This is a genomic window from Streptomyces sp. MspMP-M5 (genome assembly GCF_000373585.1).
Lineage (GTDB): Bacteria > Actinomycetota > Actinomycetes > Streptomycetales > Streptomycetaceae > Streptomyces.
On the sequence record NZ_KB891891.1, the window covers coordinates 20006 to 33650 of the forward strand.

The 13645-nt window shown below is 74.6% G+C and carries 12 protein-coding genes; 9 read left to right on the top strand and 3 right to left on the bottom strand.

Features of this window, described 5'->3' with window-relative positions; genetic code table 11:
- Positions 1-14 precede the first annotated feature (14 nt).
- From B073_RS40265 to B073_RS0117540, 7 genes are all read left to right on the top strand, one after another.
- A complete protein-coding gene (locus B073_RS40265) occupies positions 15-1610 on the top strand; it encodes an MFS transporter (RefSeq protein WP_037811980.1) in 1596 nt (531 codons plus the stop codon).
- 298 nt (positions 1611-1908) lie between these two features.
- Positions 1909-2322, top strand: coding sequence for a DUF3151 domain-containing protein (locus B073_RS0117515; protein WP_018539388.1), 414 nt, complete (start codon positions 1909-1911; stop codon positions 2320-2322).
- 202 nt (positions 2323-2524) lie between these two features.
- Positions 2525-3415, top strand: a complete 891-nt coding sequence (locus tag B073_RS0117520) for a tryptophan 2,3-dioxygenase family protein (RefSeq protein WP_018539389.1) — start codon at positions 2525-2527, stop codon at positions 3413-3415.
- Entirely contained in the window at positions 3408-4676 is a 1269-nt protein-coding gene (kynU, locus tag B073_RS0117525; RefSeq protein ID WP_018539390.1) for a kynureninase, read from the top strand. The genes B073_RS0117520 and kynU overlap by 8 nt, the downstream gene beginning before the upstream one ends.
- Positions 4673-5488 carry an alpha/beta hydrolase family protein gene (locus B073_RS0117530; RefSeq protein WP_018539391.1) on the top strand — a complete coding sequence of 272 codons (816 nt, stop codon included), beginning with the start codon at positions 4673-4675 and terminating at the stop codon, positions 5486-5488. The genes kynU and B073_RS0117530 overlap by 4 nt, the downstream gene beginning before the upstream one ends.
- An 85-nt stretch (positions 5489-5573) precedes the next feature.
- Entirely contained in the window at positions 5574-6947 is a 1374-nt protein-coding gene (locus tag B073_RS0117535; protein WP_018539392.1) for a histidine kinase, read from the top strand.
- Positions 6944-7600: a response regulator gene (locus B073_RS0117540; RefSeq protein WP_018539393.1), complete on the top strand. Its 657-nt coding sequence runs from the start codon at positions 6944-6946 to the stop codon at positions 7598-7600. The genes B073_RS0117535 and B073_RS0117540 overlap by 4 nt, the downstream gene beginning before the upstream one ends.
- 111 nt (positions 7601-7711) lie before the next feature.
- Here B073_RS0117540 and B073_RS0117545 read toward each other — a convergent pair whose 3' ends face one another.
- Positions 7712-9373, bottom strand: a complete 1662-nt coding sequence (locus B073_RS0117545; RefSeq protein ID WP_018539394.1) for an ABC transporter permease — start codon at positions 9371-9373, stop codon at positions 7712-7714.
- Positions 9370-10446 (bottom strand): ABC transporter ATP-binding protein, encoded by a 1077-nt coding sequence (locus B073_RS0117550; RefSeq protein ID WP_018539395.1) that lies wholly within the window; start codon positions 10444-10446, stop codon positions 9370-9372. Before B073_RS0117550 ends, B073_RS0117545 begins: the two co-directional genes overlap by 4 nt.
- Positions 10447-10539: 93 nt before the next feature.
- Here B073_RS0117550 and B073_RS0117555 point away from each other — a divergent pair, with 93 nt between their 5' ends.
- Entirely contained in the window at positions 10540-11109 is a 570-nt protein-coding gene (locus B073_RS0117555) for a GbsR/MarR family transcriptional regulator (protein WP_018539396.1), read from the top strand.
- A gap of 48 nt (positions 11110-11157) precedes the next feature.
- On the opposite strand, the gene B073_RS0117560 is transcribed toward B073_RS0117555, so the two are convergent.
- Entirely contained in the window at positions 11158-12099 is a 942-nt protein-coding gene (locus B073_RS0117560) for a hypothetical protein (RefSeq protein WP_018539397.1), read from the bottom strand.
- Positions 12100-12336: 237 nt separating this feature from the next.
- On the opposite strand from B073_RS0117560, the gene B073_RS0117565 reads away from it, so the two are divergent.
- Positions 12337-13623, top strand: coding sequence for an adenylosuccinate synthase (locus B073_RS0117565; protein WP_026247486.1), 1287 nt, complete (start codon positions 12337-12339; stop codon positions 13621-13623).
- The last annotated feature ends 22 nt before the right edge of the window (positions 13624-13645 follow it).

The following is a 13645-nucleotide window of genomic DNA, read 5'->3' on the forward strand; positions in this document are numbered from 1 at the left end:
GGCATGCTCGCCGTATGGAGCAACCCGTCAGGAGTGAGCCGGGGCCGGTGCGGCTGGCCTCGCCGCAGGGCCGCTGGGTACTGACCACGACCGTCCTCGGCTCGGGCATGGCGATGCTCGACAGCACGGTCGTCAATGTCGCGCTGCCCCGGATCGGCGCGGACCTCAACGCGGACCTCGCGGTCCTCCAGTGGACCGTCACCGCCTACATGCTCACCCTCTCCTCGCTGATCCTGCTGGGCGGCTCACTGGGCGACCGGTACGGCCGGCGCCGGATCTTCGTCATCGGCGTCGTCTGGTTCGCGGTGGCCTCGCTGCTGTGCGGGCTGGCCCCGAACGCCGGGATGCTGGTCGCCTCCCGCGCGCTCCAGGGGATCGGCGGCGCCCTGCTCACCCCCGGCTCGCTCGCCCTCATCCAGGCCGTCTTCCACCACGACGACCGGGCCCGCGCCGTCGGCGCCTGGTCCGGCCTGGGCGGGGTGGCCGCGGCCGTCGGCCCGTTCGTCGGGGGCTGGCTGGTGGACGGCGCGGGCTGGCGCTGGGTGTTCTTCCTCAACGTGCCGCTGGCGGCGGCCTGCGTCCCGATCGCGCTGCGGCACGTCCCCGAGACCCGCGAGCGGCACACCGGCCGGGCCCGTGGCTTCGACGTCCCCGGGGCGGTCCTGGGCGCGCTGGCGCTGGCCGGCGTCAGTTACGCACTGATCGAGGCGCCGGGCCGCGGCGCCTCGCCCGCGGTGATCGTGCCCGCCGTGGTCGGTGTCCTGCTCGGCGCGGTCTTCCTCCACGTGGAACGGCGGCGCCCCGACCCGATGCTGCCCCCGGCGATCTTCACGATCCGCCAGTTCACCGCCGTCAACGCCGTGACCGTCTGCGTCTACGCCGCGTTCGGCGGCTTCTTCTTCCTCTCCGTGCTCCAGCTTCAGGTCGTCGTCGGCTACTCGGCCCTCCAGGCCGGCACCGCGCTGCTGCCCACGACGGTGCTGATGCTGCTGCTGTCGGCCCGCTCCGGCGAACTGGGCCAGCGGATCGGCCCGCGCATCCCGCTCACCGTCGGCCCGGTGCTCTGCGCGGCCGGCATGCTGCTGATGACCCGGGTCGGCCCGGGCGCCTCCTACCTCGCCGACGTGCTGCCCGCCCTGGTGGTCCTCGGCGCCGGCATGGTGACGCTGGTCGCCCCGCTCACCGCCACCGTACTGGCGTCCGTCGACGTCGACCGGGCCGGCCTGGCCAGCGGCATCAACAACGCCGCCGCCCGCGCCGCCGGCCTGGTCGCGGTGGCCGCCCTCCCCCTGCTCGCCGGCATGGGCCCCGAGACCTACCGCTCGTCCCCCGCCTTCGCCGCCGCCTTCCGCCGCGCCATGCCGCTGTCCGCCGCGATCCTGCTGGCCGGCGCCCTGATCGCCTGGCTGACCGTCCGCCGCGACATCCTCCATCCCGCGCAACCGGAAACCCCCGAACCCTGCCACGCCGAATGCACCTACCACTGCGGCGTGAACGCCCCACCCCTGGACCCCGGCACCCAGGACACCCTGACCCGCACCCGCCCCCGACGCGCATCCCCACCGCCCTCCAACCACCCACCCACGGGAGGTGACGGGGCGGAGGGGTAGGGGTGTGCCGGACGTAAAGCGAAGCAGTCCGGCACACCCCTACCCCTCCGCCCCGTCACCGCACCCAACAGCCCCGCGCCGCAGGCGCAAAAACATCCCACGGCGGGAAACCCGACGACGTGGGAAGCAACGCAGCAGAACGCCGCAGGCGCAAAGACACCCCACGGCGGGAAACCCGACGACGTAGGAGGCACCCCCAGCGCAGCGGAACGCCGCAGGCGCAAAAAAACACCCCACGGCGGGAAAGCCGACAACGTGGGATGCCGGCCAAGCGCAGCGGAAGGGCAGACTAGGAACCATGCCCATTCACGAAAACCTCCTCGGGGGCCCGCCCCCGACGCACCTGCCCGACGACCCGGAGCCCCGCGCGCTGCTCGCCTCGGGTGCCGCGCCCGCCGACGTCGCCGCGAAGTACCCGGCCTCCTCCCTGGCCTGGGCCCAGCTCGCCGACGACGCCTTCGAGGCCGGCCGGGTCGTCGAGTCGTACGCCTACGCCCGTACCGGCTACCACCGCGGCCTGGACGCGCTGCGCCGGGCCGGCTGGAAGGGCCACGGCCCGGTGCCGTTCGAGCACGAGCCCAACCGCGGCTTCCTCCGCGCGCTGCACGCCCTCGCCCGCGCCGCCCAGGCCATCGGCGAGCAGGAGGAGTACGAGCGCTGCTCGACCTTCCTCCGGGACTCGTCGCCGACCGCGGCCGACACGCTCTCCTGAGCCGCCGGGACCGCCCGCCCCGGCCCCGGGGCGGGCGGTCCCGGGGCCGGGCGCAAGATCGTGCCCGGCCCTTGCGCGGTGGTGGTGCAGCACCGATGATTTCAGTGGGCCGGGTCATCTCGCGCCCGAGGGGACCGGGGCTCCCGTGCCGACGAGGAAGGAGCGGACCGCTACCCGGTAGTTCGCACCTGAGGAGTCCCTCATGTCGCAACCGTCTCCCACCCGTTCCGCGCATCAGGCCCCGTCGCCGGACGCCGCGCCCCCCGAGGTGGAACCGCCGTTCGGCCCCGATCTGAGCATCGGCGCCGGCACCACCACCCCGTACGAGGACTACGTCCGCGCGAGCGTCCTCACCCATCTCCAGCAGCTCCAGTCCGACGACCCGGGCGAGATGGTCTTCCTGGTGACCACCCAGGTGATGGAGCTGTGGTTCACCGTCATCGTCCACGAGTGGCAGACCGCCGCCGACGCGCTGCGCCGGGACGACCTGCCGGTGGCGACGGACGCGCTGCGCCGTTCCACGTGGGAGCTGGAGGCGCTGAACGCCGCCTGGAAGCCGCTGGCCCGGCTGACGCCCGCACAGTTCAACGCCTACCGCGGCGCGCTCGGCGAGGGCAGCGGGTTCCAGTCCGCGATGTACCGGCGGCTGGAGTTCCTGCTCGGCGAGAAGTCCGCGTCGATGCTGGTGCCGCACCGCGGCTCCGCGGAGGACCACGCCGCGCTGGAGAAGGCGCTGCACGAACCGAGCCTGTACGACGAGGTGCTGCGGCTGCTGGCCCGCCGCGGCCACCCGGTCCCGGAGGCCGTCCTGCGGCGCGACGTGGCCGAGCGCTACGAACCGGACCCGGCCGTCGAGGAGGTCTGGGCCGCCGTTTTCGCCGGCTCGCAGGACTCCGAACTCGCCCGGCTCGGCGAGCTGTTGACCGATGTCGCGGAGCTGGTCTGGCGCTGGCGCAACGACCATCTGGTGGCGACCCGGCGGGCGATGGGCGCGAAAATGGGCACCGGCGGGTCCGCGGGGGTCGCCTGGCTGGAGAAGCGGGCCCGTAAGAACGTCTTCCCCGAGCTGTGGACGGCACGAAGCCATGTCTGAGAGCCGCGAGACCCCGCAGAGCCCCGGCCCCGGCACCGCCGGGGCCCGTACGGAGGCGGCCCGCGCCGCCGAACTCGACGCGGCCGGACCGCTCACCGCCACCCGCGACCGGTTCGTCCTCGACGACGCCACCAGCTATCTCGACGGCAACTCCCTCGGCGCGCTGCCCCGGTCGGTGCCCGGCCGGATCGCCGAGGTGATCGCACGCGAGTGGGGCGAACTGCGCATCCGGTCCTGGACCGAGGCCGGCTGGTGGACCGCGCCCGAGCGGATCGGCGAGAAGATCGCCCCGCTCGTCGGGGCGGCACCGGGCCAGGTGGTGGTCGGCGACTCCACCAGCGTCAACGTCTTCAAGGCGGTGACCGGCGGCATCCGGATGGCGGGGAAGGGCTGCACGGAGATCCTGGTCGACGCCACGACCTTCCCCACGGACGGCTATGTCGCCCGCTCCGCGGCCCGGATGGCCGGCCTCGCGGTCCGGCCGGTCGAGCCGGCCCGGATCGCCGACGAGGTCACCGAGCGGACCGCGCTGGCGCTGGTCAACCACGTCGACTACCGCACCGGCGAGCTCAACGACATGGCCCAGATCACCGCCGCGCTGCACTCCGCGGGCGCGCTGGCGGTCTGGGACCTGTGCCACAGCGCCGGCGCGCTGCCGGTCGCGCTGGACGCGTGCGGGGTGGACCTCGCGGTGGGCTGCACCTACAAGTACCTCAACGGCGGCCCCGGTTCGCCCGCGTACCTCTACATCCGGCAGAGCCTCCAGGAGCGGTTCGAGTCGCCGCTGCCGGGCTGGAACTCGCACGCCGACCCGTTCGGGATGGAGCCCGGCTTCACCCCGGCCGACGGTGTGCTGCGCGGCCGCGTCGGCACCCCCGACATCCTCTCGATGCTCGCCCTGGAGGCGGCGCTGGAGGCGTGGGAGGGCGTCACCGTCGAGGAGGTGCGGGCCAAGAGCCTGGCGCTGACCGACTTCTTCCTGGAGTGCGTCGCCGCGTATGTGCCGTCCGGGCGGGTCCGCTCGGTGACCCCGTCCGAGCACCGGCGACGCGGCAGCCAGATCTCGCTGGTGTGCCCGGGGGCCGGCGAGGTGATGGCGGAGCTGATCCGCCGCGGGGTGGTCGGCGACTTCCGTCCCCCGGACGTGCTGCGCTTCGGCTTCACCCCGCTCTACACCACCTTCGCGGACGCCGAGCGGGCGGCGTGGGTGCTCGGCGAGGTGCTGCGGGAGCGGTCCGCGGCGGGCGGCGGCGCCGGGTGACCGCGGCCGACGAGGAGGCGGCGCTGCTGGGGCTGGCCCCGGTGGCGCCGGCCCGCACGGTGGCGTACGGCCCGCACCCGGACCAGATCGTCGACTTCCACGGGACGTGGCCCGGGACCGGGCCCCTCGTCGTCCTGCTGCACGGCGGGTTCTGGCGGGCCGCGTACGACCGGTGCCACCTCTCGCCGTGCGCGGCGGAGCTGGCCCGGCACGGGCTGCCGGTCGCGCTGGCCGAGTACCGCAGGGTCGGCGCGGGCGGCGGCGCGCCGCAAACCTTCGAGGACGTCCCGGCGGCCGTGGCGGCCGCGGCCGACGCGGGGACGCGGCCCGGGGCGCCGCCCCGCGAGATCGTGCTCGTCGGGCACTCGGCGGGCGGCCATCTCGCGCTGCTCGCCGCCGCCCGCCCCGGCCCGCCGGTGACCCGGGTCGTCGCGGTGGCCCCGGTCGCCGATCTGGCCCGCGCCCATGAGCTGGGCCTGAGCGACGGCGCGGTGGCCGGGCTGCTCGGCGCCGGCCCCGGCTTCGCCGGCCGGCTGGCCGACGCCGACCCGGTCCGCCACCCGCCCGCCGGCGTCCCCGTCACGCTGCTGCACGGCACCGACGACCCGGACGTCCCGCCGGAGCTCTCCCGCCGCTACGCCGCCGCCCACCCCGCCGCGACCACGCTGCGCGAACTGCCCGGCACCGGCCACTACGCCCCGATCACGCCCGGCACCGACGCCTTCCGCACGCTGCTGGAACTGCTCCGTGGCGGCGGACCGGGCACCACGGAGGCCGCCGCGGAACCGCCCGGTGCCGGCCGCCCCGCGTAGTGCCCGGCCCGCGTAGTACTTGAGACGGACCCCGGCAGATCCGCTTCGGTGGGGACGCCCCGAGGGCCCGGCCCTGCTTACCGTGGTGTACGTGAACGAGACCACCCAGACACCGGGCGACCTGCACTCCGAGGCGCGGATAGCCCACGGAGTGCTGCACACCCTGCGCCAGGACCTGTTCGCCGGTGCCTTCGCCCTCCGCCCGCTGCCGCCGCTGGACGACGCCAAGCTGGCGCGGCGGCTGTCCTGGCTGCCGGGGCGCGCCCGCCGCTGTGCCCGCTGGCTCCCGCACGGCGCCGTCGGCTTCCTCGCGGCCTGCATCTTCATGGGCTCCGTCGGCTCCGGTTACGACGCCGGCGCGACGCGTCAGCTGCTGGACGTCGTCCTCGCGCTGATGATGGCGGTGCCGCCGGTGCTGGTGCTGTTCCGGCCGGTGGGCGCCTTCTGGCTGTCGCTGGCGGCGTTCTTCGTGGCGGCGGTCGGCTCCCGGTTCTTCTCGCCGTACGCCAGCGTCTGGAGCTCCGTCTTCGTCGTCCACCTCGCGGTGATGACGCTGGTGGTGCTGCGCACCCGGCCGCGGCTGGCGGTGGAGATGTGGGGGGTCACCTTCGGGCTGGGGGCGGTGGTCTCGGTGCTCGTCCGCAGCGGCGCCCTGGGCGACATGCCGCCGGTGGCGTTCTTCTCCGGGGTGGTGCTGGTCTCGGCCGCCGCGGTCCGGGCCTGGCGGGAGGAGCGCCGGCAGGTCGTGGAGACCCGCAGCGTCACCGCCGAGGAGCGCTCCCGCCGCACCCTGCTGGAGGAGCGCGCGCTGATCGCCCGGGAACTGCACGACGTGGTCGCGCATCATATGTCGGTGATCGCCATCCAGGCCGAGGCCGCGCCCTACCGCGTCGCCGATCCGCCGCCCGAGCTCGCCAAGTCCTTCGCCACCATCCGGGAGAACGCCGTCGCCGCGCTCACCGAGCTCCGCCGCATCCTCGGCGTGGTCCGTTCCGAGGACCCGGACGCCTTCGCCGAGCGCGACCCGGAGGCCCCGCAGCCGACGCTGGCCAGCCTGGACGCGCTGCTGGAGAGCGTCCGGGGCGCGGGGCTGACCGTCGAGGCGCTGATCACCGGGTCGGCCCGGCCGCTGCCGCAGGGCGTGGAGCTGTCGGCGTACCGGATCGTGCAGGAGGCGTTGAGCAACGCGCTGCGGCACTCGCCGGGCGCGGAGGCGCGGGTGGAGATCTCCTACGTCCTGGGCGGGCTGGGGCTGCGGATCGTCAACGGCGCCCCGAGCCGGCTCGCCAAGCCGTCGCCGGGCGCCGGCCACGGACTGCTCGGCATGCGGGAGCGGGTGCAGATGCTCGGCGGTGAGATGACGGCCGACCACACCGCGGACGGCGGCTTCGAGGTCGCGGCCTTCCTGCCGGTGACGAACACCGCGGGCGAGCCCGCCGGGGGCGGGAGCGGGGCATGATCCGGGTACTGATCGTCGACGACCAGGTGATGGTCCGCGAGGGCTTCTCCGTGCTGCTCAACGCGATGCCGGACATCGAGGTCGTCGGCGAGGCCGTCGACGGCCGGCAGGCGGTGGAGCAGGTCTCGCTCCTCAAGCCGGACGTGGTCCTGATGGACATCCGGATGCCGGAGATGAACGGCCTGGAGGCGACCCGCGAGATCGTCGCCGCCGACGCGGACGCCAAGGTGCTGGTGCTGACCACCTTCGACCTGGACGAGTACGTCTACCAGGCGCTGCGGTCCGGGGCCAGCGGCTTCCTGCTCAAGGACGCCTCGGCCGGCCAGCTCGCCGAGGGCGTGCGGATCGTCGCCGCCGGGGAGGCGCTGCTCGCCCCGACCGTCACCAAGCGGCTGATCAACGAGTTCTCCCGGCTGGGCTCGCCGCGCGCCCCGGCCCAGGAGCGCATCGGCGATCTGACGGAGCGGGAGACCGAGGTCCTGGTGCTGGTGGCGCAGGGCCTGTCCAACGGTGAGATCGCCGCGCATCTCGTCGTCGCCGAGTCGACGGTGAAGACGCACGTCAGCCGGATCCTGGTGAAGCTGGGACTGCGCGACCGGACCCAGGCGGCGGTCTTCGCCTACGAGGCGCGGCTGGTGACGCCGGGCGGCTGACGGCGCCCCCGCCCCGGCTGTCCACACCCTGTGGACGGCGGGCCGCGGATCGCGGAGTGCGCCGCCGGAGTCCGCTACGGCTCCGGCGGCGCACGACGGGGCGGCCCCGGGTCAGCCGATGTCGCGGCGGCGGAGGCCGGCGAGACCGGCGGAGATCAGGACCACCGTGAGGGCCGTCAGCCAGAGGAAGGGCGCGGCCGTCACCGCCCCGCCGGGCAGCTTGGGCAGATGCCCGAACGGCGAGAGGTCCAGCGCCCACTGGGGGAGCTGCAGCACCGGCCCGAGCCAGCCGACGGCGAGGCAGCCGCCGGTCAGTGCCCAGACCGCACCGGTCGCGCGGGGGAGCAGGCCGAGGACGGTGGTCGCCGCCGCGGCGAGCGTCCACACCGCCGGGACCTGGGCGAGCGCGGCGGCCAGCACCCGGCCGGTGCCGCCGGCGACGTCGCCGGCCGAGGCGCCGTAGGCGATCCCCAGGGTCAGGCCGCCGGCGGCCAGCACCACGGCGGTGCCGGCCAGCGCGAGGGCCAGGTGGCCGGCCGCCCAGCGCAGCCGGCCCACCGCGCCGGCCAGGACCGGCTCGGCCCGCCCGCCGGTCTCCTCGGCGCGCATCCGCAGCACCGCGCCGACGGCGTAGAGCGCCGCGATCATGCCGAGCAGGCCGGTGAGCGAGGCCAGGAAGGCGTCCGCCAGGGACTGCTGGCCGCCGAGCCGCTCGAAGATCTCCCGGGTCCGCTGATTGCCGCCGGCCAGGCTCGTGGCCCCCTTGACGATCCCGCCGAACACCGCACCGGCGAGCGCGAAACCGGCCGTCCAGCCCGCCAGGGCCGTCCGCTGGAGCCGCCACGCCAGGCCGCCGGGGCCACCGAGCGACCGGGGTGCCCGGGCGGGGCCGGGGCGGGCCGGCAGGAAGCTCATGCCGATGTCGCGGCGGGCGGTCAGGGCGTAGGCCGCCGCCGTCGCCAGCGCCGTCGCGGCGGCCGGCAGCAGCATCACCCACCAGCGCTCGCCGGCGTAGGCGCGCAGATTCTGCGCCCAGCCGACGGGGGAGAGCCAGGTGAGCGCGGAGCCGGCGCCGCTCCCGGGGGAGCCGCCACCGTCGGCGGCGGCGTCGCCGGCGGCGCGCAGCGCGAAGGCGGCACCCAGGACCGCGCCGGTCAGCCCCTTGGCCAGCCGGGCGCTCTCGGTGAGCTGGGCGGCGATGGCGGCGAGCGCGGCGAAGAGCAGGCCGGTGCCGCCGATCGCGACGCCCAGGGCGAGCGACCCGACCGCCGGCAGTCCGGCCGCGGTCAGTCCGGCGGCGGTCAGCGCCGCGACGCCGGCGTCGGCGAGCAGCGCCGCGAGCAGGGCCGCGGTCAGCGGGGCCCACCGGCCCACCATGGCGGCGGAGAGCAGCTCCTGACGGCCGGTCTCCTCCTCTTCCCGGGTGTGCCGGACGACGATCAGCAGGCTCATCACGGCCGCCAGCACCGCACCGAGCCCGGCCATCCGCCAGGCGACCAGGCCGCCGAGGGAGTCGCCGAAGACCGGCCCGTACAGCGCGCGCAGCGAGCCGCTGGCATTCATCGACGCGGCCAGTCCGGCGCGCTCGGCGGCGGTGGCGTAGAGCGACGCGAAGGCCGGTCCCATGGCGGTGACGGACAGGCCGAGGACCAGCACCCAGGCCGGGATCATCAGCCGGTCGCGGCGCAGGGCCAGCCGCAGCAGGGTGCCGGTGCCGGCCAGATGACGCGGGCGGCCGGGGCGGACGGCGGCCGGTGCGGCCAGGGCGCTCATCGGCTGACCGTCCCTCCGGCGCGGGCGCCGTCCCGCTGGCGGGCGTCGGGGCGCAGGTCGTCCTGATAGTGCCGCAGGAACAGCTCCTCCAGGGTGGGCGGGGTGCTGGTGAGGCTGCGCAGGCCGGCCGCGCCGAGCGGGCCGAGCACCGCGCCGAGCCGGTCGGTGTCGGCCTGGAGCCGGACCCGGCAGCCGCCGCCCCGGAGCGGCTGGACGGCGAGGCCGTGCACACCGGCCAGCCCGTCGAGTCCGGTCGGCGGGCCGGCCAGCTCGGCGACGACGGTCGTGCGGGTCAGATGGCGCAGCTCCCCCAGCGATCCGGACTCGACGGTGCGGCCCTTGCGGATGATGCTGACGCGGTCGCAGAGCGCCTCGACCTCGGACAGCACATGGCTGGAGAGCAGGACCGTGCGGCCGCGGTCGCGCTCCTCGGCCACGCAGCTCTGAAAGACCTCCTCCATCAGCGGGTCCAGCCCGGAGGTGGGCTCGTCGAGGATCAGCAGATCGACGTCGGAGGCGAAGGCGGCGACCAGGGCGACCTTCTGGCGGTTGCCCTTGGAGTAGGTGCGCCCCTTCTTGGTGGGGTCGAGCTCGAAGCGCTCCAGCAGCTCGCTCCGCCGATCGGCGTCCAGTCCCCCCGCCCGTCGCCCACCACCACCCGTCCACGGGAGGCGCTTCGCGCCGCTGCCTTGATGTCGCCCGCCACCACCCGTCCACGGGAGGCGCTTCGCGCCGCTGCCTTGATGCAGCCGCCCGTACAGGTCGATGACCTCGCCGCCGGAGAGATTGCGCCACAGGGTGACGTCACCGGGGACGTAGGCGACGCGGCGGTGGATCTCGACGGCGTCCTGCCAGGGGTCCCTGCCGAGGACCTGCGCGGTGCCGCGGTCGGCGCGCAGCAGGCCCAGCAGGACGCGGAGGGTGGTGGACTTGCCCGCGCCGTTGGGCCCGAGGAAGCCGTGCACCTCGCCGGCCTCGACGCGGAGGTCGAGGCCGTCCAGTGCGCGGGTCCGGCCGAAGGACTTGGCCAGGCCGGACACCTGGATCGCGGGGAAGGAGTGCGCCTTCGTCATGATTCCGAAGGTACGCTACCTTCATAAATTTGTGAAGTTAAAAAACCGTATAAAGTTGAGGAAACGGCGCTGAACAGGGGAGATGATGCGGACATGAGCGAGCAGCGAGAGCGGGAAACGAGCGCGACGGCGGGCCGCGACGACGCGGCGGTGCTGACGTTCGTCGAGCGCTTCGCGGCGCAGATGGTCGACGCCGGCATGCAGCGGATGCCGGCCCGGGTCTTCTCCTGTCTGCTGGCCTCCGACTCCGGCGTCCTGACCTCCGCAGAGCTGGGCGAGCGGCTCCAGGTCAGCCCGGCGGCGGTCTCCGGCGCGATCCGCTATCTCTCCCAGGTCGGCATGGTCAGCCGCGAGCGCGAGCCCGGCTCCCGCCGCGACCGCTACCGCGTCCACAGCGACCAGTGGTACGAGGCCCTGACCCGCCGGGACAGCGTCCTGACCCGCTGGGAGGACGTGCTGCGCGAGGGCGTGGACAGCCTCGGGGCGGAGAGCGCCGCCGGCCGCCGCCTCGGCGAGACCCTGGCCTTCACGGAGTTCATGCAGCAGGAGCTCATGGGCATGATGCAACGCTGGCGCGAGCACCTCGAAGAGCTCCGCACGCAGGAGCAGGAGGGCGGCCCGGCCCCGGAGACCCGGCAGGAGAACGGCGCGGCGCGGCGCTGACGTCAGGCCCCGGCCACCGTCCGCCCGCCCGGGGCGCCGGGCCCCGCCTCACCCCTGCCGCGGCAGCCGCAGCCGCCAGGCCCCCGGCTGCACCGTCCACGTCCGGGTCCGCACCGGCCCGCCGACGAGCGCGTCCGCCCGGTAGTGGAAGTCCGCCCCGGACACCGTCACGGCCCGCGCCCGGACCCGCACCGGCCGCTCCCCGCCCGGCCAGTGCACGATCACCTCGGCCCCGTGGTCGCGGTCCGCGGCGCCCGGCACCACCGACACCCCGCGCACCGGCCGGTCCAGATCCGCCAGCAGCGCCCCGTCCGCCTCGATCCGCAGGCGCAGCCGCTGCGCCGGCACCCGCGCCCGCCGTACGGTCGCGGGCGCGGCCAGCAGCGACAGCGCCGTACGGGCGGTGCGGGCCGCCGGCCGCCACCAGGCGCGGAGGCCGTCCCCCGGATCCACCGCGTCGGGGTCCGCGCCCCCGCGGGCCGCGGCCCGCTCCGGGCACCCGGCCGCCTCCGGCACCGTCCGCCCGGCGCGCTCCCTCACGGCCCCGTACACCGCGTACTCCGGCAGCCCCCCGTCCGTCTCTCCGCACGGGATCCGCAGCCCGCCCAGCACGATGCCGTCGCTGTCGTCCGTGAGCAGGTCCATCGGCCGCTCCCCGCCGTCCAGGACGGTCCGCGCGGCGGCCACCGCGTCCGTGGGGACGCCCAGTGTCCGGCTCAGCGCCACCGTCTCCGGCGTGCCCACCGGGACCAGCGACAGCGGCACCCCGGACAGCTCGCGCTCCCTGTGGAGCAGGCCCACCGCCCGCAGCAGCGCCCGGTCGTCACCCACCACCACGGGATGGCGCCGGCCGCGCCGGGACAGCGCCTGGAGGAATTCCTCCGGCCCCTCCGGCAGGCAGATCTTCGCCCCCGCGCCGGCGCACAGGACGTCCTTCGCGATGCGCACGGATTCGCCGTCCGTCCTGCGGGCGACCGGGTCGATGACCACAAGCAGGGGGCACCCCCGAACGGAGTCCGCGGGAGAGTGCCCAGAAGACTGCGCCGACACCTCGGTCCTTCCTCAGGTAGCATCTCGGTGCAAGAGCCCCTTGCGCTATTGCGCCAGGGGCTTCGTCTATTCCGGGGCACCGGTCCGACGGCTCCGGCGACGACGTACGCGTGACCACGCGTGCGCCGCGCCATCCACGCACGTTGGACATGCCCCGCCCGGAAGGGGTGTACGCCTGTGCCCGCACTTGTGCTGCTCGGTGCTCAGTGGGGTGATGAGGGCAAGGGAAAGGCCACCGACCTGCTCGGTGGATCCGTGGACTACGTGGTGCGCTACCAGGGCGGCAACAACGCCGGCCACACGGTCGTCGTCGGCGACCAGAAGTACGCACTGCACCTCCTCCCTTCCGGAATCCTCTCGCCGGGGTGCACCCCGGTCATCGGCAACGGCGTCGTCGTGGACCCGGCGGTCCTGCTCTCCGAGCTGAGCGGGCTCAACGACCGCGGCGTCGACACGTCCAAGCTGTTGATCAGCGGTAACGCCCACCTGATCACGCCGTACAACATCACCGTCGACAAGGTGACGGAACGCTTCCTCGGCAAGCGGAAGATCGGCACCACCGGCCGCGGCATCGGCCCGACCTACGCCGACAAGATCAACCGCACCGGCATCCGCGTCCAGGACCTCTACGACGAGTCGATCCTGACGCAGAAGGTCGAGGCGGCCCTCGACGTCAAGAACCAGCTGCTCACCAAGCTCTACAACCGCCGCGCCATCGAGGCCGGGCAGGTCGTCGAGGAGCTGCTGGGCTACGCCGGCAAGATCAAGGGCTATGTCGCCGACACCACCCTGATCCTCAACCAGGCGCTGGACGACGACAAGGTCGTGCTCTTCGAGGGCGGGCAGGGCACCCTGCTCGACATCGACCACGGCACGTACCCCTTCGTCACCTCCTCGAACCCGACCGCGGGCGGCGCCTGCACGGGCGCGGGCGTCGGCCCCACGAAGATCAGCCGGGTCATCGGCATCCTCAAGGCGTACACCACCCGCGTGGGCGCCGGCCCGTTCCCGACGGAGCTGTTCGACGAGGACGGCGAGGCGCTGCGCCGGATCGGCGGCGAGCGCGGCGTCACCACCGGCCGGGACCGCCGCTGCGGCTGGTTCGACGCGGTGATCGCCCGCTACGCCACCCGCGTCAACGGCCTGACGGACTTCTTCCTCACCAAGCTCGACGTCCTCACCGGCTGGGAGCAGATCCCGGTCTGCGTGGCCTACGAGATCGACGGCGAGCGCGTCGAGGAACTCCCCTACAGCCAGACCGACTTCCACCACGCGAAGCCGGTCTACGAGATGCTGCCGGGCTGGTCCGAGGACATCACCCAGGCCAAGACCTTCGCCGACCTGCCGAAGAACGCCCAGGCGTACGTCAGGGCGCTGGAGGAGATGTCGGGCGCCCCGATCTCCGCGATCGGCGTCGGCCCCGGTCGGGACGAGACGATCGAGATCAACTCGTTCCTGTCCTGAGCCGGGTCGTTCCCGGGGTGAC